Genomic DNA, 21,389 nt, shown 5'->3' with positions numbered 1-21,389 from the left:
TTTTCAAAAAATGTTGAATTTGTATAAAGAATAAACCCGTTATGTTATAAAAACGTAACGGGTTTATTTTGTGCAATTCCAGAAGAATTTATGGATTCGTTGGTTCGCCAGCTTTATGAACTTGTACGGTCAATTCTTGTGCTCCGTCTTCAATATCCATGAAAATTTCGTCTCCTGATGCAATTTTTGAAGTAATAATTTCTTCAGCAAGTGCATCTTCAACATATTTCTGAATCGCTCTTTTCAATGGTCTTGCGCCAAATTGTCTATCAAATCCTTTATCAGCGATAAAAGCTTTGGCTTTATCAGAAAGATTTAATTGATACCCTAATTCTGCAACACGAGCATATAATTTTTTCAATTCGATTTCGATAATCAAATCAATATCATGTTTTTCTAAAGCATTGAACACAATTACGTCATCAATTCTATTTAGGAATTCAGGGGCAAAAGTTTTTTTCAATGCGTTTTCAATGATACTTTTCGAATTATCATCGGCTTGAGCTACTTTAGCGGCGGTACCAAAACCAACTCCTTGACCAAAATCTTTTAATTGTCTTGCTCCAACATTGGAAGTCATGATGATTATAGTGTTTTTGAAGTCAATTTTTCGGCCTAAACTATCCGTTAAATAACCATCGTCCAGCACTTGTAATAACATATTGAAAACATCAGGATGCGCTTTTTCGATCTCATCTAATAAGACAACACAATATGGTTTTCTTCTTACTTTTTCTGTTAATTGTCCGCCTTCTTCGTAACCTACGTATCCCGGAGGCGCACCAACCAAACGAGAGATTGCAAATTTCTCCATGTATTCACTCATGTCAATACGAATGAGTGCATCTTCTGAATCGAATAATTCTTTTGCCAATACTTTTGCCAATTGTGTTTTACCAACACCAGTTTGTCCTAAGAAGATAAACGAACCAATTGGTCGATTTGGATCTTTCAATCCAGCACGATTTCTTTGGATGGAACGAGCAATTTTCATTACAGCTTCTTTTTGTCCAATAACCTTTCCTTCAATTAGTTCTGGTAGTTTAGCTAGTTTATTGCTTTCAGTTTGTGCAATACGATTTACTGGAATTCCAGTCATCATAGAAACTACATCGGCAACATTATCTTCGGTAACTTCAATTCGATTGTTTTTAGCGTCTTCTTCCCATTGTTCCTGAGCAATTGCCAAGTCTTTTTCAATCTTTTTTTCGTCATCACGAAGCTTTGCGGCCTCTTCGTATTTTTGTTTTTTAACAACGACATTTTTCAATTCACGAACATCTTCTAATTGACGTTCCAAGTCTAAAATCTGTTTTGGAACTTCAATATTGGTAATGTGAACTCTTGAACCAGCTTCGTCTAAGGCGTCAATAGCTTTGTCCGGTAAGAAGCGTTCCGACATATATCTGTCCGTTAATTTCACACAAGCTTCAATTGCTTCTTGTGTATAAGTAACGTTGTGATGGTCTTCATATTTATTTTTTATATTATTCAAAATAGTAATAGTTTCCGCAACAGATGTTGGTTCCACAATTATTTTTTGAAAACGTCTTTCTAATGCGCCATCTTTCTCAATATATTGACGGTATTCGTCTAGAGTTGTTGCTCCAATACATTGAATTTCGCCTCTTGCTAATGCAGGTTTGAACATGTTAGACGCATCTAATGAACCTGTTGCACCACCAGCACCAACAATGGTATGAATTTCATCTATAAAAAGAATAATATCATCATTCTTTTCTAATTCGTTCATAACAGCTTTCATACGCTCTTCAAACTGTCCACGGTATTTTGTCCCAGCGACAAGGCTCGCCAAATCTAATGTTACAACGCGTTTGTTGAAAAGGATTCGTGATACTTTCTTTTGAATAATTCGCAAAGCTAATCCTTCGGCAATAGCTGATTTACCCACTCCAGGTTCCCCTATAAGTAGTGGATTATTCTTTTTGCGACGGCTCAAAATTTGAGAAACACGTTCGATTTCTTTTTCACGTCCTACAACAGGATCTAACTTTCCTTCTTCGGCCATTTCAGTCAAATCTCTACCAAAATTATCCAAAACTGGAGTTTTAGATTTCTTATTTGATTTGTTGGCAGGATTGTTAAAAGTACCTTCTTTAAGACTGTCATCTTGTCCTGAATCGTCATTGTATGATTCGTTTCTTGGCAAGTTTTCTAAAAATTCTTCTTCGCTTGGAGTCATATTTAAATATTGTTCTTTAGCTACATCGTAATCAATTTTAAGTTTATTTAGTAGCTTGGTTGTTGGATCGTTTTCATTTCTTAAAATACATAACAATAAATGTGCTGTACTGATGGACGAACTATGAAATACTTTTGCTTCAAGAAAAGTGGTTTTCAACGCTCGTTCTGCCTGGCGTGTCAAGTGTAAGTTTTTCTTTTCAACATTAACGTCTACGCTTGGACTTGCGGGGCTTAGGATTTCTACTTTCCGTCGTAAGTGGTCTAAGTCGACAGATAGGTTATTCAGTATTTGAATTGCTTTTCCATTTCCATCTCTTAAAATACCCAGCATCAAGTGTTCAGTTCCTATAAAGTCATGACCCAATCGCAAAGCTTCTTCTTTGCTATAGGTAATAACATCTTTTACTCTTGGTGAAAAATTATCATCCATAATATATATTTGATATCGTAAATTTAGTGAATTAGTAATTGAAAAACAAAAATCATTCCCTTAACAAGTACTGTCAGCTAATAGACAAAAAAATATGGGGAATACAGGCAAAAAGCCACTTATTTTATCAACCAAAACCAAAGCGAAATTTGTTAATAAATCATTGAAATAAGCAGGTTAAAATAGGTTCAAGAATTTCAAAAAGGCGTATATTGGCACGTTTTGAAACTAATATAATTTTTTAATATAACAACTTATGTCTGAAGGAGAAAAGTTAATTCCTATTAACATTGAAGATGAAATGAAAACTGCTTACATCGATTATTCGATGTCTGTAATTGTATCCAGAGCGCTTCCAGATGTTAGAGATGGCTTGAAACCAGTACATCGAAGAGTATTATTTGGAATGCATGATTTAGGGGTTAACTCCAGATCTGCCCATAAAAAGTCTGCAAGAATTGTCGGGGAGGTTCTTGGAAAGTATCACCCACACGGTGATACCTCTGTTTATGATGCCATGGTTCGTATGGCACAAGAATGGAGTATGCGTTATTTATTGATTGACGGTCAGGGTAACTTTGGTTCTGTTGATGGCGATAGCCCTGCAGCTATGCGTTATACAGAGGCTAGAATGCGTAGGATTTCGGAAGAAATCTTGGCGGATATCGATAAAGAAACGGTTGATTTTAAATTAAATTTTGATGATACACTACAAGAGCCAACAGTTATGCCAACTCGTGTTCCTACCTTATTAATAAATGGGGCAACAGGAATCGCAGTAGGTATGGCTACCAATATGCCGCCTCACAACTTAACGGAGGTGATCAATGGTACATTGGCTTATATGGATAATAATGATATTGAGATTGACGAGTTGATGACACATATCAAAGCCCCAGATTTTCCTACTGGTGGAATAATATATGGGTATGAAGGTGTTCGTGAAGCATTCAAAACGGGTAGAGGGCGTATTGTAATGCGTGCTAAAGTAGGTTTTGAAGAAGTAGACGGAAGAGAATGTATTATCGTTACCGAAATTCCTTATCAAGTCAATAAAGCCGATATGATCAAGCGTACGGCTGATTTGGTTAATGACAAAAAAATTGATGGAATTGCAAATATCCGAGATGAATCGGATAGAAACGGGATGCGTATCGTTTATATTTTAAAACGTGATGCGACACCAAACGTGGTTTTGAATACACTTTATAAGTTTACGCAATTACAATCTTCTTTTAGTGTAAACAATATTGCAATTGTAAAAGGGCGTCCGCAAATGTTGAATCTGAAAGATTTGATTCATTATTTTATTGAACACCGTCATGATGTGGTGACTCGTAGAACGCAATTTGAATTGAAAAAAGCGGAAGCAAGAGCGCATATATTAGAGGGTTTGATTATCGCTTCGGATAATATTGATGAAGTGATTGCTTTAATCAAAGCTTCAAAAAGTACCGAAGAAGCAAGAGAGAAATTAATCGAAAGGTTCAATTTATCAGATATTCAATCTCGTGCCATTGTAGAAATGCGTTTGCGACAATTAACAGGTCTGGAACAAGATAAGTTAAGAACAGAATACGATGAAATCATGAAGTTAATCGAGCATTTAAAAGCTTTATTAGCGGATGTAAACTTGAGAATAGCCTTGATTAAAGAAGAGCTAACTGAAATTCGTGATAAATATGGAGATGAACGTCGTTCTGTAATCGAATATTCAGGAGGAGATGTGAGTATCGAAGATTTAATTGCCGATGAAAATGTGGTAATTACGATTTCTCATGCAGGTTATATTAAACGTACTAATCTTACGGAATACAAAACTCAGAATAGAGGAGGAGTTGGTCAAAAAAGTGCCGGAACAAGAGATCAAGATTTCTTAGAACACATGTTTGTGGCAACGAATCACCAATATATGATGTTCTTTACCCAAAAAGGAAAATGTTTCTGGATGCGTGTTTATGAAATACCAGAAGGAAGTAAAACTGCTAAAGGTAGAGCAATCCAAAACTTGGTAAATATTGAAAGCGACGATAAAGTAAAAGCATTTATCTGTACCCAAGATTTAAAAGATAAAGAGTATATCAACAGCCATAACCTTATTATGGTGACTAAAAAAGGTCAGGTTAAGAAAACATCTTTAGAGAAATATTCTAAACCCAGAGTTAATGGTGTTGCTGCAATTACTATCAAGGAAGGCGATGAATTATTAGAAGCAAAATTAACCAATGGAGAAAGTCAAATTATTTTGGCTGTAAAATCTGGTAAATTAGTTCGTTTTGAAGAAACTAAAACCCGTCCAATGGGAAGAACAGCTTCTGGAGTTCGTGGAATTACGCTTAAAGATGATACTGATGAAGTTATTGGCATGGTTACTGTAAATGATATGAGCAGCGAAATTTTAGTTGTTGCTGAAAACGGATACGGAAAACGTTCTAGTCTTGACGAATACAGAATTACAAACCGTGGTGGTAAAGGTGTTAAAACCTTAAATATTACCGAGAAAACAGGTAAACTGATTTCGATAAATGCTGTTACTGATGCTGATGATTTAATGATTATCAACAAATCTGGATTGACTATCAGAATGGCTGTCGAAGATTTAAGGGTTATGGGGCGTGCTACGCAAGGAGTGAAGTTGATTAATATTAAAGGAAACGATTCTATTGCAGCAGTTACGAAAGTTATGAAAGACGATGTGGCTGAAGTTGTTGTTGATGAAGAAGGTAATATTATTGAAACAGAGGCTATTGAAAGAGTTAAGCCAGTTTTAGAAGTACTTGAAGACGAAGGGACAGAAGAAGACGATGATGAGGATGAGTCTGAAGAGGACGAAGATTCTGAAGATGATTCCGAAGACGAAGATTCTGATGATGAAGCTTAAAAATAAAAATGTAAAAAAGAATAATTATTAAACAAAAACCAAGAATATTATGAAAAGTAAATATGTAATACTTGCATCAGCATTATTGATATCAGTAGCTACTTTTGCTCAAAAAGATCAAATTAAAGCTGCCGAAAAGGCAATGAAAGGCGGAAATTCTCAAGAAGCTGCAACAATTTTGCAAGGTGCTGAATCTTTAATTGCAAATGCCACAGATGCTGAAAAAGCACAATTTTTCTTTGTAAAAGGAAATGCTCTGTTAGACTTAGCGAATAAAAATATTGGAACTAGTGAAAATCTTTCACTTGCTGCAAAAGCATACCAAGATTTAATTGCTGTTGAAAAAGCATCTGGAAAAGTTAAATATTCTACCCAGGCTGCTACTTCAATTACCCAAATAAAATTTAAATTAATCAACAGTGCGATTGCAGATTCTAAAATTGACAAGCATTTAGATAGCGCTAAGAAATTATATGATGCTTATTCGTTAGATAAAAAAGACACTATTAATTTGTATTATGCAGCTTCTACTTATGTGAATGCTAAAGAATATGATACTGCGCTTAAGTTATACGATGAGTTGAAAAACTTAAATTATTCTGGAAAAGGAACGAGTTATTTTGCAGTGAATAAATTGTCTGGTGAAGAGGATGTTTATGCTACAGCTCAAGAAAGAGACAGAATGGTGAAACTGGGAACTCATGAAAAACCAAGAACTGAAGCTATTCCTTCCAAAAGAGGAGAAATATATAAAAATATGGCTTTAATTTTAGTTCAAAATGGAAAAACTGAAGAAGCTAAAAAAGCTATAGCTGAGGCTAGGGTTGCAAACCCTGATGACACTTCATTGATTCTGACAGAAGCTAATTTGTATTTAGAAACTAAAGATTATGTTACTTATAAAAAATTAATCTCTGAAGTATTAGAAAAAAATCCTAACGATGCGGATTTAATTTTTAATTTAGGAGTGATAAGTACAACAGCTAATAACACCGTTGAAGCTGAGAAATATTATAAGAGAGCCATTGAAATAAAACCAGATTATGTAAATGCCTACCTTAATTTAGCAATTTTAAAACTGGATGCTGACAAAAAACTTTTTGAAGAAATAAGTAAATTAGGAAATTCAGAGAAAGATAATAAGCGTTATTTGGTTCTTAAAAAACAAAGAGAAGCTGTATTTATGGATGCTTTACCGTATTTAGAAAAAGCTAGTGAGTTAGATCCATCAAATAATGAAGTTAAAGCTACTTTGTTAAATGTTTATGGAGCATTAGAAATGACTGAAAAGAAAAAAGCATTGAAAGCAAAAATGTAATACTCATTTTAGAATATAAAAAAACCTATCAAGAATTAATTCGAGATAGGTTTTTTTTATATAATTTTTTTAATCACTCGAAGTTTGTGAGTGTGTTTGTTTATTTCGGCATTATAAATTCCTAGATGATCTAATCTATCAATTCGTACTTTTCCGCTGGCGTGGATAATGTAGTTGTCTTCCATAATAATTCCTACATGTATAATGTTACCTTCTTCATTATCAAAAAAGGCTAAATCACCAGGTTCACTTTCTTCGATAAAACTCAAAGGCTCTCCTTGGGTTGCTTGTTGTGAGGCATCGCGTAATAATTTATATCCGTTGAGTTTATAAACCATTTGTGTAAAACCAGAACAATCAATACCAAAAGGTGTTTTTCCACCCCAAAGGTAAGGAGCATTCTGATATAAAAAAGAAGTATTAATCAAACCTTCTTTGGGTTTGATGCCACTGATTTTAGTTCCCTCAAAATCAAAATTTGAAGTGTTGATTTCATTATAGTTTAAAAAAGAAATCGATGAGCCTAATGGAATTGGGATTAATAGATTGTTTGGCGCTGTAATGTATTCTATTAAATCAGCATTCAAAATGATTGCGTCTTCAGACAGTTGGTTAAAACTGGATTCGGAAATCAGTTGGTATTGTTTAGAATCTACCCAGCCTTCATAATCATCATATTGCATTCTGATTCGAGACCATTGTTTTAATTGTTCTAAAATTTCAAAATGTTCACCAAATAAAACTTGAGAAACGATTTCGCTTCTGTCACTGGGTTCAAAGCGAAGTGGGATTATGGCTAGATTACAAATTCCGAACATTCAGGTTAGTTTATGAGTTAAGAATTATGGATTATAAGTTTTGAAACTCATAATCCATAACTTATAATTATTTAGGCTCTTTCGATAACAATTGCCGAAGCGCCACCACCACCATTACAAATTGCAGCAGCGCCAATTTTACCGTTATTTTGTTCTAAAACATTTATTAATGTAACAATGATTCTTACTCCGGAACAACCTAATGGATGTCCTAGAGATACAGCGCCACCGTTTATATTTACTTTGCTGTCATCTAGTCCAAGAATTTTAGAATTAGCTAAACCTACAACGGCAAAAGCTTCATTGAATTCAAAATAATCAACATCGTCAATTGCTATTCCTGCTTTTTCTAAAGCTTTAGGAATTGCTTTAGATGGTGTAGTTGTGAACCATTTTGGTTCTTGTGCTGCATCGGCATACCCATTAATGTAGGCTAGCGGTTTTAAGCCTAAAGCGATTGCTTTTTCTTCACTCATTAATATTACTGCTGCTGCGCCATCATTTATAGTTGATGCATTGGCTGCGGTTACGGTTCCGTCTTTGGTGAAAACAGGGTTTAATGATGGTATTTTATCTAATTTTACATTAGTGTATTCTTCGTCTTTAGAAACTATAATAGGATCTCCTTTTCTTTGTGGAACGGGAACGGGAACAACTTCATTGTCAAATTTTCCAGAATCCCATGCTTTTGCGCTACGTTCATACGATTGAATTGCGAAGTTATCTTGATCTTCACGAGTAAAACCATATTCTGAAGCACATAAGTCAGCACAGACTCCCATAGCGCTGTTATCGTATGCGTCAGTCAGTCCATCTTTCTGCATTCCGTCAATCATGGTTGCGGGACCAAATTTAGTTCCGTTTCTCAAATGCATATAATGTGGAATTAAACTCATGTTTTCCATTCCACCAGCAACTACAATTTCGGCATCACCGCATTGAATTGCTTGCGCACCCAACATAACAGCTTTCATTCCAGAAGCACAAACTTTATTTATTGTGGTGCAAGCAACGGTATTTGGTAAGCCAGCAAATAGCGCTGCCTGACGAGCAGGAGCTTGTCCTACACCAGCCTGAACTACATTGCCCATAAATACTTCATCAACTAAATTTGGATCTAATTTTATTTTGTCCAAAGCACCTTTTATAGCAACTGCACCTAATCTTGGAGCAGTAACTGTAGATAATCCCCCCATAAAACTTCCGATAGGTGTCCTAACGGCAGAAACGATAACAACTCTTTTGTTCATAACTTATAAAATGTTGGTTTATGAAGCAAATTTAATCTTTTTTAAACAATTTCAAATTTAGATTATGGCATTATCTTTTTTTAAATTTATTTTCATTCTATATGTTTGATTGTGAAGTGTTTTTGTAAAAACGATAAAAAATATTAAAAAAAAGCACCTAAATAGTTGTGAGAAGTCTAAAGATGTCTTAAATTTGCAACCGCAAAACAGGACACGTTTCTTTGAGCTTGGAGGGGTGCCAGAGTGGTAATGGAGCAGTTTGCTAAACTGTCATCGAGCAATCGGTGCCAGGGTTCGAGTCCCTGTCCCTCCGCTTAATAATTTTGCACTTCGGGGTGTAGCGTAGCTCGGTTATCGCGCCTGCTTTGGGAGCAGGAGGCCGCAGGTTCGAATCCTGCCACCCCGACTAGATTTTTTACATGAGCAATGGAGGCATAGCTCAGCTGGATAGAGCACCTGCCTTCTAAGCAGGCGGTCGAAGGTTCGAATCCTTCTGCCTTCACTAAATAACTCACTGATAATCAGTGAGTTATTTTTGTTTTATGCCATTTGTTTTTTTTTATAAAATATCATTTGCATAATATTTAAGGTGTTAAATAGTAGTCTTTTTTTTAGAATACTCCCTCCATCAAAATAATTTCAAACAAGTATCCTACTTAGAAATTCCACCTCCCATTTTATTTTCCACTATAAGTTGAAGGGGCATACTTGGTATAGTACAGAGCATTTTGCAAACTTTGCTAGCGCTAGGCATTTTTATGTCAAATTTTCTAATCCAAATGATGCTAATGTATCAGCAATTGGTAATGTCTTCAATCCAAGTTTTGTTAAGCTATATTCCACTCTTGGTGGAATTTCCGGATATGCTTTTTTTGAAACTAATTTGTTTTCAACCAAAAAATTTAATTCCTGAATTAACATTTTTTCGCTAATACCTGGAATGGCTCTTTTTAATTCTCCATATCGAATTATTCTGTTGTTTATTTGAAACAAAATTAACAACCTCCATTTGCCACTAAGTAGCCCTAAAGATTTTCTAACTGGACAATTTTCGTCAGAGGTAAAATTTTTTTTTTGATTGTTTTTCATTGATAATCAATTATTCTAACTATTATGTAAGTACCATACTTATTTGTAGGTACTTGTGCAAAAGTAAGTAATGTCGTTACTTTGTACAACAAATAATTAAATAAGTTAGTATTATGGCACAAGAAGAAAAAAACAAGCAAATAGTAACCATAGCTTATCAAAGAATTTTTGGCGATTTAGATATTACTGCCGTAGATGATTATATAAGTAAAGATTTCGTACAACACAATCCAACGTTAGCTGATGGCCCCGAGGGAGTAAAAGCACTTATACAAAGGCTTGTCTCACAAGGAGTAGAGAAGCAAAAAATTGAGTTTAAGCATGTTATTGTGGATGCTGATGTAGTTATCCTTCATTCACGTTATGAAATGGCAGGAAAGGAATGGAGATTTATAGATATTTATCGTGTAGAGAATAGCAGGTTAGTCGAGCACTGGGATGCTATGATGCAGATGCCGGAGAATCGTGCAAATAATAATTTGATGTTCTAAATAAAACTTGAAAGTTAAAATTTAGTATTGAAGCAGTATAATTCCTTATGCATAAAAAACAAATGGTTCTTAATAAATAAACAAACAGTAAAAAAAATGACAGTAAAAGAAGTAGTAGAGGCTTATTCAATAGCACTCGGAAAAGGAGACATTCCAACAGCATTTTCGTATTTCAGCACAAACGCAAAATGGCATCAACCGGGAAATAACAAGTTTTCAGGAACACAAAGTGGTCTTGAAGCTATTGGCAAAATGTTGTCAGATATGATGGGTGCAACACAAGGGTCATTAGTTGTCAAGCCAACAAGTCCACTAATGGCTAATGGAAGATTTGTTTCTAGCCCTGTAAGATTTAGTGCAAAAAGTGGTGACAAAACTATAGAAATGAATGGTAATGATTTGTTCGAAGTGATAGACAGCAAAATTTTACAGGTTTGGTTATTTTCAGAAGACCAAGATATTGAAGACGAGTTCTGGGGAAAATAATTATAAGCTATAATTATATCGGAAACATTTATTAGTTTTTCCGTCTAAAAATTTGAGAGCGTCCCTAAGGATTCTCTTTTTACTTACCATAGTTTCACAACTAGATATGCTGAGAGAATAAAAATTAATGTTGGCGCTGCACGGAAGAACTTGAGGATGCTCTTGATGATATAACGGTTCGTGGAAGGGATCTGCTTACCGGGAAGCCTAAGGAGGTCAGGGTTGGTTTTTAGCTGCATTGGAATTCTTTTACGCCAAGATTGTATCAACCGACGAATACTTGATTTCGTAACGGAGCATATACAATAAATTACTTTTTTATAAAATGGGCTGTAATTTATTACTGCTCATTTTTGTTTTTATAAGTCAGTTACAAATCAAATTGTAAATTTACTTTAATTATAATATTTGGAGACATCCAGATAGAGGAAATTACAGAAACGATTTAATGATTTAGATATAAAATAAATAAAATGAAAACAGTCAAATTTCATAAAAGTGAATGTGGTGTTGAAATGCTTCTCAATGTATTGCACGGAGATGCGCTAAGTGAAAGATACTTGGAGCGTGATAGTTATAACACTGATTTTTTTGAAATTTTGCTTTTTAAAAACGCAAAGGGATCTTTGATTTTAAATCAGCAGAAAATCAATATTTGTGACAATACAATTATTTTTATTTCACCTTTTCAAAAAAGACAATGGATATTGGATAAAGAGGGGCTGGACTTTACTGTTTTGGTTTTTCAGGAAAATTTTCTAAACGATTTTTTCTCAGATAAATTCTTTACCTATCGGCTTCTTTATTTCTATCAATTGAATTACCCCTTAAACATTACTGTTGAAAAAGACGAACTTCAAAAAGCACTTGACCAGCTTATGGAAATCAAATCTGAACTTGTAGATAGTAGAAAGGATAGTATTCATATGATACGCTCCCTAACGTACTACCTCCTTTTGAAGTTAAACAGAGTTTATGCCGAGAAAAACCATCTTCCAATTGAAAGGGCTGAGAATAACTATGCTTACCAGTTCAAACAATTATTGGAAATGCATATCAGGGATAAGCAACGAATAGACTATTACGCTGATTTGTTAAATGTGAGTAGAATTACAATTAATACTTGTGTGAAAAAACAGTTTAATATTACCGCTACCGAACTATTAAAACAACGACTATTATTTGAAATAAAAAATGACCTGATACATTCCGGAAAGACTATTGCTGAGATAGCCTATGATCTTCATTTTTCGGAACCCGGACACATGATGCGTTTTTTTAAAACCCAGACAGGAATAACCAGCAGCAAGTTTATTTCAGATTATCAAAAGGGTATATTTTCTTAGCATTTATACAAGTTTTAGTCAGAATGTGATAAGAAATTTTACAGCTAGTTTACTTCATCATTTGATCTGCAACTATATTTAAATCTAAGATTTTCTTTAACTTTTTTCAGAGAGAAAAGCTAATTCTTTAGCTAGTAGGTTTGGTCTCGATTATCAAAAAGGTACTTTATAACTATTTTTTGGTATCTTATTTTCTGTATTACCGAAGTAATTTTGTAAAATAATTTAAAATCAATAGGTTATGAAAAATAAAGTTATAAATACAGATAACTCAAATAATAAACAAGCTTCTTTTCAATCACTTATAAAACAAGGAAATGCTCCGGTACCTTTGTCTATTCTGGATGTTGCTACAACCGGAAAAGGGTATTCTGCTGCAGCAGCTGTTGCTAACAGTATTGCCTTGGCAAAATTTGCTGACCAACGTGGATTTGCTCGTTATTGGGTAGCCGAACACCATGGTATGCCTGCTGTTTCTACTTCGTCACCCGCTATGTTACTTTCTAGACTTATTGGCGAAACAAAAAATATACGATTGGGATCTGGCGGTATGATGTTACCTAACTTTCCACCCTTGGTAGTTGCCGAACAGTTCGGTATGCTTCAAGCAATGGCTTTAGGACGTATAGATTTAGGAATAGGACGTGCTCCTGGAACCAATGGACTTACGGCATCAGCACTTCGTGGTAACAATTTAGGAGCTGAGGATTTTCCAGATTTGCTGACAGAACTATTGCATTTTCTTGAAGATGATTTTCCTGATGGACATCCTTTTAAGAATAGGGTATTCGCCGTTCCAGGGCCAGGACAAGATCGTGAAAACGGTATCGCCCGATCTTTTGACAGCCCATCGGTATGGTTACTAGGTTCTTCAGGATATTCTGCACAATTGGCAGGAAAATTGGGATTGCCTTTTGCCTTTGCCGCACAGTTGGCTCCAGAGAATATGCTATTGGCATTTGATTTGTATAAAAAGAATTTCAAACCGTCAAAGGTTCTTGATAAACCACATACTATAGCATGCTTCTCTGTATTTGCAGCAGATACTGCAGAGGAGGCAAAAATCCAAACGCATGCCATTGCACACAGTATGCTTCGGATGATGAAAGGACAAACTTATGTTATTCCATCTCCGGAAGAATTGAAGGACTATAGTTACGATCACTCGGAAAAGTTTGTATTGGAAAGCTGGCATGAAAAAATGATATATGGAACTGCAGATCAAGTTGTAAGCAGGTTGAATGAATTTCAGAAAGTTTCAGATGCAGGTGAACTGATGATTGCCAACTTGGGGCATTCTCCCGAAGGCATATTGCATTCGGCAAAATTGATAGCAGATGCTTACAACATGCCTAATATGAAGTTGAACGAAATTTAATCTATTGATATAATTCATTAGTTCAATCTAGAAAAAAGGAAAGATATTAAAGAGTCGAGATTAGACCTAGTTTATCAGAATGGTATCAAAAAGTACGTTTTTGATACCTTAAAAACAATTCGTTGTTCAGACCTTTGCAGCGTTCTTATTGTTCCAAGATTCTTAATGAAGAAGAATAGGAGATTAATAAAATAAACAGAAAATTTATGAAAAAAGTAATTTTGGTAGTGGCGCTTATGTTGTCAACTGCCTTATCGTTCGGACAAATCAATTCAAACAAAAAACTAACTATCCAGTTAGTTAGAAATGCAACATTGCTTATAGAGTATGGAGGAAAAAAGATCTTGCTTGATCCAATGTTATCACCAAAAGGAGCGATTGATTCTTGGGCTGGAATTCAAAAAAATCCTACGGTTGAATTAAAAATGCCTAAAGAAGAAATTGTTAAAGGTGTTGATCTAGTCATTGTGACGCATACACATGAAGACCATTTTGACCAACCTGCAAGCAAAACTCTTGATAAATCCATAGAATTGATAATGCAGCCTGCAGATAAAGATTTCTTTAAAAAAGAAGGTTTTGTCAATGCTACTGTTTTAGAAGATCAGAAGGTATGGAACGGTATAACTATCAGTAGAATTGAAGGACAACATGGAACAGGAGAGGTTTTAAAGAAGATGGGCGAGACCTCTGGATTTGTATTACAGGCAAAAAACCACCCGACCGTATATATAGTTGGAGACGCTATCTGGACAGAGGATGTTAAAAAGACTATCAAAAAGTTTAAGCCTGACTATATTGTGGTTAATTCAGGGGGAGCAGTTATTAAAGGCTATGAAAATACGTCGATTCTGATGGAAGAAGCGCAAACAATGACTTTGATAGGGGAGAGTGGAAAAGCAAAAGTGATTGCAGTCCATATGGATGCTTTGGATCATTGCTTCACAACAAGAGCTTCTTTGAAAAAGAAAGCTGCCGAAGTGAAGATCGGTATAGACAAATTGTTAATTCCAGAGGATGGAGAAGTAATCACACTTTTACATTAAATTTCTCCTCTTTTATCTATATTACCGCCAAATGTTTTTTTTCTCAAATATAGGTTGAATTTTTGCGAAGAAAAAAATCTCTACATGTAATTTTTATTATTATACTAGAATGCTTTGTTTCGGTATCTTTATATCATAAAAAATCCTCAAAAGAGTCGGCTAAGAGTTTCAAATCTTCTAATAGAAGGTTCGAATTTTGTGCCGTAAAGTTCACTTAAACCGATACTTTTATTAGTATTGGTTTTTTTGTTTTTATATCTATTCTAAATCCTTAATTTATCTTATTTTTATAAAAAATAGTATTTATGACTTGCCACTTCAAATCATTGTTAATCTTTTGTTCTCTTTTTTGGATTGTTTCCTGTAAATCGCAATCGGCTATTACTGTTACTGAAGATAAAAATGGTCCAATTATTAGTGATACTACATTTGTAAATTTAAAAGAGTACAGCCAAGATTTTGTGTATGATATGAAGTATGCAACTCCTGATAATTTTCTAAAAGCAAAAGTCTATGATTGCGCGGAATGTTTTTTACGTTTAAAAACCGTAAAGGGACTTGTCGAAGCTAATAAAAAATTCATTGAAAAAGGATACAGAATCAAAATTTTTGATTGCTACCGTCCTTTAGATATTCAGAAAAAAATGTGGAAAATTGTTTCTAACCCAGAATATGTAGCGAATCCCGCTAAAGGTTCCATTCATAATAGAGGAGGGGCGGTAGATATTACTTTAGTCGATAATAATGGAAAAGAACTGGATATGGGAACTTATTTCGATTATTTTGGAATCGAAGCCAGTCATAATTATCTAAACGTATCTGAAAAAATCAAACGAAACAGGAAATTACTTAAAAAAATAATGATCCAAAAGGGTTTTAATTCTTTTGATTCGGAATGGTGGCATTACAATTTAAAATCGGGTTTGAATGATAAAATTTCTAATACAAAATGGGATTGCGATTAGTTTTCTACGCAATGCAGGTTGTTAATGAAATACGTTTCAGGTTGATAGATCTCATTGTTTAACTCCGATTTAAATTCTTTTTTAAGAACATAATCTTCAGTATCCGTTAAATATTTAATTCTCATCATGGATACAGGAGAATTTTTTAAATCTTCAAAACTATCTTTCATAAACATAAAGGAACCGGATATTAGCCTGTTATCAAAACCTTTATCGTCCCGAATCATAGTGCCGCAATTCTCCTGATTTATGTGAAGCAATGTTATTATTTTTCCATTGTTTAACTGTAAAAATAATTTTGAATTTTTATCAAAGCAATTCGCTTTCATAAATCCTTTGCTTTTTTGAATCAATTGTACATTCAATGTTGGCAAACCATCTGTTAATGCTAAGGAATAGAAAATATAACTGGAATTCCCAGCAAAATTTTTCTCGCTAATCATGTATTCCTTTGTTGCTTTGTATGTTCCTATAGAATCAGTAACGTTTACGCTATAGTCACATGTTTTTTGAGCAAATAAGCTAAGGCTGAATAAGAATAGTAGACTGGTAATTATAGATTTCATTTTTATTTTATTTTGGTGCAAATTAAAACTATTTTGTGATTATTTTCATCAGTTGTAAAAAAACAATATACATTTCCGCCGTCTTTTATTTTCCATTTTTTTCGAATACTATCCACACTATCAGGAAAATTTCGGGTAGTAATATTGGCTTGAGTATTTTCTAAATATGTTTTCATTTCCGTTTTACTGTAAGGAATTGCATTTTTAATTTCAAAAACGCGTCCAGGAAAGGGAATTAAATTTTCGGAAGTATATAAATGGGAATGTTTGTGTAGTTTGTTTAGGTTATAAAATGAGCTCACTTCATCAAATCCACCTGATTTCATTATGGCGCTATTGGGCTCGTACAAATATTTTTGAGGGAAACCAAAAACCGGCAATTTAGTCTGGTCGTCCAAAACGAAGTCGAATGTTTCGTTCTTGTCTTTTAAAAGATTTACTGTTTTTATAGTTATATTTCCAGAATAGCCTTTATGTAATTCCCATAATAGTTCTTTTACTTCATTTTCTAGAGCTACGATATGAATCGTTTTAACATTTTGTAATTCCAATAATCCAGCCGAAATATCGAGTAGAGGAGCTGTTTTTATTAGAACAGCATTCGAATTTTCAAAGTATAAATCTAGATTTTCAGGAACATTAGGCAAACAATCTTTGAGCATAAATACCTTTCCTTTCATATCATTTCTTCTGGAAGGATCAATATAAATCCAGTCCCATTTTTTATTTAAAGAAATTAAGGTTACTAAACTATCTCCGGCATGGCAAATAATATTTGGAACATTCAATTGTTCAAAATTGTGCTTTACAATGTTTGATAATTCTGGATTGATTTCGCAATGGACAACATTTTTTATTTTTTTTGCAAAATAATAATCGTCCACTCCAAAACCTCCTGTTAAATCAATTAGACATTCGCCTGAAACAATTGAGGCTTTATAGGAAGCCGTTTTTTCGGATGAAGTTTGTTCTATTGAGATTTTACTTGGGTAAATGATATTTTTAGCTGTAAACCAATTAGGCAATTTGTCTTTTGCTTTTGTCTTTGCTTCAATTTGGTTCAAAATAGAAATCCAGTCTACATCTTGAAACGGATTTTTTTGGAGTGCTAATTTAGAGATGCTTTTACCAATATTAGCATTGATAAATTGTTGAATTTCGGGATCTAGAATCATTAAATCCAAAATTAAATATCTTTAGTTAATAGTATAATAATTTTGTTCTCTGGGAAGAATTCTTTGCCCATTACTTTAATTATAGTATATAAAGGAACTGCCACAATCATTCCTAATATCCCAAAAAGGAAACCTGCAATCAAGATGACCAGAAATATTTCTAAAGGATGTGAGCTTACACTTTTGGAAAAAATAATTGGTTGTGATAAATTATTATCAATCACTTGAACAATCCAAAAACCGATTAATACATAAATTGTAGTAGGTAAAATTTCAGATTGAAAATCGTTTCCTAGATTGCTCAGCATTGTTAAAATTGCAGCTAGAATGGATGCGATTAGCGGACCAATATAGGGAATAATATTTAAGACCGCACATAAAAAGGCAATGACAAGCGCATTTGGAACTCCAAAAATCACTAAAACAATCAGATATAACAAGAATACTATAAATAGTTGAAGTAATAATCCAATGAAATAACGAGACAATAAGTAGTTTATTTTTTCTAAAGAGTTCAAAATTTGGTCTTCATGACTGTCCGGAATTAATTTTTTTGCTCCTAGTATAAATTTTAATCGATCTTTTAGAAAGAAAAAAGTAATAAATAGTACTGCACCTAATCCTATTCCAAAACTACTGAGTGTGCCAAGGATTGCATTTAAAAAATTAGGGATGATATTGAAATTTATTTTCGAAGTAATGTTGGCCTCTTTTAGTACTTGTGCGGAATCAATATGATGGCTTTCTAAGAATACAGAAATTTGATTTATCAATTGGACTATATTATTTTCGATTGCCGATGTGTTAAGAAGCGATAAGTTTTGTCCTTGGGATAAAATTAAAGGAATAAACATCATTATGAAACCAAATATGATTAATATGAAAATAAACAGAGTTGTTATTGTTGCAAAAATGTGATTGAATTTTAATCGCTTTTTGAAAAAATCCAAAATAGGATTTCCAATCAATGTAAGTATAAAAGATACAATAAGATAAATCAGTACGGATTGAATTTGATAAAAAAAGAACAGAATTAAACCGCTAACAACGATTGTTAATAGTGCTCGAAGAATACCATTAGAAATGGTTTTTGATGTAATCATGTCTTTATTTTAGGTTATAAAGATAAAAAAACTCGCTAATAAGTAGCGAGTTTTCAATTCGAAAATCTAAAAAATTATATTCCAAAACCGGCTCTTGCTCCGCCTGTCATGAAAATAGCATTAATTCTTGATTTTTGACCGTTAGTAAACATATACATTCCTCTATCATCTGTGTAATCCATGTAGTTCATAGTCATTTCAACAGGAGTTCCAGTGCAAGTGCTGTAATGCGGATAAACAGGAACACCATAATTGGCAGTGTTGTGTGTTGGTGTGTCAGAAACCAAATCACTACCACAAATAGCATCACCCCAAATATGACGTAAATTCATCCAGTGACCTACTTCATGAGTTGCAGTTCTTCCTAAATTGTATGGATAGCTTGCCGAACTTGACAAACCAAAATATTTAGAATCTACAACTATTCCGTCAGTTGCTAATGGTCCGCCAGGAAATTGTGCATAACCCAAAATTCCACCGCCTATAGTACAAGCCCAAATATTTAACGTTGTACTTGGTGAAGTTGGACTTATACCGCCTTGTTTTGTTTTTTTCATGGCGTCTCGGGTTCCCCAAGATGTTTTAGATGTCTTTTTTCTAATTATGTCTTCTAATATAAATGTAATTCCAACATCTGCAGCAACTCCTGAGAACAAAGTAGGTATGGTATTGAAATCGGAGTTTGTGGCGTTAAAATCTTGATTTAAAACATCAATTTGAGTTTGTATTTGAGCCTCAGAAATATCTTCAGCTGTAGTTTTGTATAATACATTCACTACAACCGGAATTACAATTTTACCGTTTACAAAACGACCAGTTAGCATTGCTTTTTGTGTGAAGGCTTCAATTTGGTTCCTCCTTAAAGCTAATGTAGGGTCAGCTTTCAATTGCGCTTCAAGTACTTCTTGAGAAGCACAAGAACGTAGGGTAATCCCATCTTTAGCTGGACTTGTTGACTCGGTCTGGTCATTTTGACATGAAAAAAGCATTAAAAATACTGCTGCAATTAAAATATTTTTTTTCATAATAGTAATTTTTAAGAATTTAAACAGCTGTTTGTTAAGTAAATAACAAGCAATTTACGATTAATATTTGTGATATATTAATGGTTTAGTATAATATTCAATACTACAATAGTAAAACGCTGGGATGAGTTTTTGTAAAAGTTAAATTAATTTAAACTATTCAAAAAAAAACCCGCTAACAAGTAGCGAGTTTTGAATTCTAAAAACTAAAAAAAAATTATATTCCGAAACCTGCTCTTGCTCCGCCTGAAACGAAAATAGCACCCATTCTGGTTTTTTGACCTTCAGAGAACATATACATTCCTCTATCATCTGTGTAGTCCATGTAGTTCATAGTCATTTCTACTGGAGTTCCAGTACAAGTGCTATAATGCGGATAAGCTGGAACACCGTAGTTAGCTGTGTTGTGCGTGGGTGTGTCAGTAACTAAATCACTTCCACAAGTTGCATCACCCCAGATATGACGTAAGTTCATCCAGTGACCCACTTCGTGAGTTGCAGTTCTTCCTAAATTGTAAGGATAGGCTCCTGAACCTGATAATCCAAAATATTTTGAATCAATTACAACTCCATCAGTAGCAGTACTTCCTCCAGGAAATTGTGCGTAACCTAAAATTCCTCCACCTATAGTACAAGCCCACATGTTCAATTTTGTAGTTGGCGAAGTAGGATCTAAACCTCCTTGTTTTGTTTTTTTCATCGCATCTCTGGTACCCCAAGATGTTTTAGTAGTAGATTTTCTGTTAACTGTTTCTAAAACAAACGTGATACCCACATTTGCAGCAACTCCAGAGAATAAAGCAGGAGTAGTACTAAAATCTGAATTAGTAGCATTGAAATCTTGATTTAATACATCAATTTGAGATTGTATTTGAGCGTTAGATATATTTTCTGCAGCAGTTTTGTACAATACATTTACTACAACTGGAATTTCGATTTTACCGTTTACTAAACGACCAGTTAACATTGCTTTTTCTGTAAAAGCTTCAATTTGGTTCATTCTTAACGCTAATGTAGGATCAGCTTTTAATTGCGCTTCAAGTACTTCTTGAGATGCACATCCACGTTGTGCAATTGCATTGGTTGCAGAATCTGTTGATTCCGATTGGTCATTTTGGCATGAGAATAGCATCAAAAATGCTGTTGCAGTTAAAAGAATTTTTTTCATAATAATAATTGGTTTTTGTTATAAAATAATGATTTGGGTTAATAATCTTGCAATTTTATAACAATTTATTCAATAAAAAAAATTTTTTGAAAAAAAATTTAACAACCAACTATATCGTTGTAGTGCTTGAATTTTTATAAGATTTTTTTTGAAGATTACTTTCTATTTGTGAGTTCATACAAAGCAATACTTGCAGCTTGCACGACATTCATACTACTGTTTTCTTCAAACATGTTAATATGGACCGTCTGATTTGAGATTGTGAAAATTTCATTACAAATGCCGTTTATTTCGCTGCCTATTACTAAAGCTACTTTTTTTGAAGATAGAAAATCTATTTCTTTGAGCGGTTTACTTGTATTGGTAATTTCCAATGGGATGATTTCATAATTACTTTCAAGTAAATAATCATTTAAATTATTGGTTTCATCAATTACGGAATAGGGTACATGAAGAGGAGTACTTCGGGAATTTTTATTTGTTTTTCTTGGATTGAGAGGAATTTTTTCGAGAAGATGATTTCTTTAATACCAAATGCTTCTTTTATTATAAAGAGTGAACCGATATTCTGTTTGAAGTAAATATTATCACATACTAATGTAATGGGAAATGTCTTTCTCTCAAAAGGGATCTCTTTATGTTCTAATTG

At 33.8% G+C, this 21,389-nt stretch carries 18 protein-coding genes, 3 tRNA genes and 1 pseudogene; 12 read left to right on the top strand and 10 right to left on the bottom strand.

Going from position 1 to position 21,389, the window contains the following annotated elements; translation table 11 throughout:
- Positions 1–88: 88 nt before the first annotated feature.
- Positions 89–2,635: an ATP-dependent Clp protease ATP-binding subunit gene (locus ACM55F_RS02415; protein ID WP_416852112.1), complete on the bottom strand. Its 2,547-nt coding sequence runs from the start codon at positions 2,633–2,635 to the stop codon at positions 89–91.
- A gap of 256 nt (positions 2,636–2,891) precedes the next feature.
- On the opposite strand from ACM55F_RS02415, the gene gyrA reads away from it, so the two are divergent.
- Both gyrA and ACM55F_RS02405 read left to right on the top strand, forming a co-directional pair.
- Positions 2,892–5,516 (top strand): DNA gyrase subunit A, encoded by a 2,625-nt coding sequence (gyrA, locus tag ACM55F_RS02410; protein ID WP_416852111.1) that lies wholly within the window; start codon positions 2,892–2,894, stop codon positions 5,514–5,516.
- Between the two features lie 49 nt (positions 5,517–5,565).
- Positions 5,566–6,834, top strand: coding sequence for a tetratricopeptide repeat protein (locus ACM55F_RS02405; RefSeq protein ID WP_416852110.1), 1,269 nt, complete (start codon positions 5,566–5,568; stop codon positions 6,832–6,834).
- A gap of 56 nt (positions 6,835–6,890) precedes the next feature.
- Here ACM55F_RS02405 and ACM55F_RS02400 read toward each other — a convergent pair whose 3' ends face one another.
- A complete protein-coding gene (locus ACM55F_RS02400) occupies positions 6,891–7,652 on the bottom strand; it encodes a C40 family peptidase (protein ID WP_416852109.1) in 762 nt (253 codons plus the stop codon).
- Positions 7,653–7,723: 71 nt separating this feature from the next.
- Positions 7,724–8,902 carry an acetyl-CoA C-acyltransferase gene (locus ACM55F_RS02395; RefSeq protein WP_416852108.1) on the bottom strand — a complete coding sequence of 393 codons (1,179 nt, stop codon included), beginning with the start codon at positions 8,900–8,902 and terminating at the stop codon, positions 7,724–7,726.
- A 229-nt stretch (positions 8,903–9,131) separates the two neighbouring features.
- On the opposite strand from ACM55F_RS02395, the gene ACM55F_RS02390 reads away from it, so the two are divergent.
- From ACM55F_RS02390 to ACM55F_RS02380, 3 genes are all read left to right on the top strand, one after another.
- Positions 9,132–9,215: transfer RNA gene (locus ACM55F_RS02390), tRNA-Ser, on the top strand.
- 18 nt (positions 9,216–9,233) lie between these two features.
- Positions 9,234–9,308 (top strand) — tRNA-Pro (locus ACM55F_RS02385).
- A gap of 22 nt (positions 9,309–9,330) precedes the next feature.
- Positions 9,331–9,404: transfer RNA gene (locus ACM55F_RS02380), tRNA-Arg, on the top strand.
- A 254-nt stretch (positions 9,405–9,658) separates the two neighbouring features.
- Here the strand turns inward: ACM55F_RS02380 and ACM55F_RS02375 are convergent.
- Entirely contained in the window at positions 9,659–9,991 is a 333-nt protein-coding gene (locus ACM55F_RS02375; RefSeq protein ID WP_416852107.1) for a winged helix-turn-helix transcriptional regulator, read from the bottom strand.
- 113 nt (positions 9,992–10,104) lie between these two features.
- Here ACM55F_RS02375 and ACM55F_RS02370 point away from each other — a divergent pair, with 113 nt between their 5' ends.
- The 7 genes and pseudogenes from ACM55F_RS02370 (at position 10,105) to ACM55F_RS02340 (ending at position 15,703) form a co-directional block, all read left to right on the top strand.
- A complete protein-coding gene (locus tag ACM55F_RS02370; RefSeq protein WP_416852106.1) occupies positions 10,105–10,482 on the top strand; it encodes a nuclear transport factor 2 family protein in 378 nt (125 codons plus the stop codon).
- 96 nt (positions 10,483–10,578) lie between these two features.
- Positions 10,579–10,968, top strand: a complete 390-nt coding sequence (locus tag ACM55F_RS02365; RefSeq protein WP_416852105.1) for a nuclear transport factor 2 family protein — start codon at positions 10,579–10,581, stop codon at positions 10,966–10,968.
- Positions 10,969–11,076: 108 nt separating this feature from the next.
- Positions 11,077–11,198: pseudogene (locus ACM55F_RS02360) on the top strand (rod shape-determining protein); the annotation flags it as partial.
- 243 nt (positions 11,199–11,441) lie between these two features.
- Positions 11,442–12,314 (top strand): AraC family transcriptional regulator, encoded by an 873-nt coding sequence (locus ACM55F_RS02355; protein ID WP_416852104.1) that lies wholly within the window; start codon positions 11,442–11,444, stop codon positions 12,312–12,314.
- Positions 12,315–12,555: 241 nt separating this feature from the next.
- The gene (locus ACM55F_RS02350) at positions 12,556–13,692 is read left to right on the top strand and encodes an LLM class flavin-dependent oxidoreductase (protein WP_416852103.1); all 1,137 of its coding nucleotides are present in this window, start codon (positions 12,556–12,558) and stop codon (positions 13,690–13,692) included.
- Positions 13,693–13,898: 206 nt separating this feature from the next.
- Complete coding sequence (locus ACM55F_RS02345; protein ID WP_416852102.1) at positions 13,899–14,738, top strand: MBL fold metallo-hydrolase; 840 nt, start codon at positions 13,899–13,901, stop codon at positions 14,736–14,738.
- Between the two features lie 305 nt (positions 14,739–15,043).
- Positions 15,044–15,703, top strand: a complete 660-nt coding sequence (locus tag ACM55F_RS02340) for a M15 family metallopeptidase (RefSeq protein ID WP_416852101.1) — start codon at positions 15,044–15,046, stop codon at positions 15,701–15,703.
- On the opposite strand, the gene ACM55F_RS02335 is transcribed toward ACM55F_RS02340, so the two are convergent.
- From ACM55F_RS02335 to ACM55F_RS02310, 6 genes are all read right to left on the bottom strand, one after another.
- Positions 15,700–16,269: a hypothetical protein gene (locus tag ACM55F_RS02335; RefSeq protein WP_416852100.1), complete on the bottom strand. Its 570-nt coding sequence runs from the start codon at positions 16,267–16,269 to the stop codon at positions 15,700–15,702. The genes ACM55F_RS02340 and ACM55F_RS02335 overlap by 4 nt on opposite strands.
- Before the next feature lie 2 nt (positions 16,270–16,271).
- Positions 16,272–17,453 carry a class I SAM-dependent methyltransferase gene (locus ACM55F_RS02330; RefSeq protein ID WP_416852099.1) on the bottom strand — a complete coding sequence of 394 codons (1,182 nt, stop codon included), beginning with the start codon at positions 17,451–17,453 and terminating at the stop codon, positions 16,272–16,274.
- A gap of 2 nt (positions 17,454–17,455) precedes the next feature.
- On the bottom strand, positions 17,456–18,547 hold the full coding sequence (locus ACM55F_RS02325) for an AI-2E family transporter (protein WP_416852098.1): 1,092 nt from the start codon (positions 18,545–18,547) through the stop codon (positions 17,456–17,458).
- Positions 18,548–18,621: 74 nt separating this feature from the next.
- Entirely contained in the window at positions 18,622–19,572 is a 951-nt protein-coding gene (locus tag ACM55F_RS02320) for a zinc metalloprotease (protein ID WP_416852097.1), read from the bottom strand.
- A gap of 217 nt (positions 19,573–19,789) precedes the next feature.
- Positions 19,790–20,740 carry a zinc metalloprotease gene (locus tag ACM55F_RS02315; protein ID WP_416852096.1) on the bottom strand — a complete coding sequence of 317 codons (951 nt, stop codon included), beginning with the start codon at positions 20,738–20,740 and terminating at the stop codon, positions 19,790–19,792.
- A 155-nt stretch (positions 20,741–20,895) separates the two neighbouring features.
- A complete protein-coding gene (locus ACM55F_RS02310) occupies positions 20,896–21,174 on the bottom strand; it encodes a TrmH family RNA methyltransferase (protein ID WP_416852415.1) in 279 nt (92 codons plus the stop codon).
- Positions 21,175–21,389: the final 215 nt, after the last annotated feature.

The sequence above is a fragment of the Flavobacterium melibiosi genome (assembly GCF_048158545.1).
GTDB classification, from domain to species: domain Bacteria; phylum Bacteroidota; class Bacteroidia; order Flavobacteriales; family Flavobacteriaceae; genus Flavobacterium; species Flavobacterium melibiosi.
Note: the sequence above shows the minus strand (reverse complement) of the source record. Positions and strands in the feature narration are given on the sequence as shown.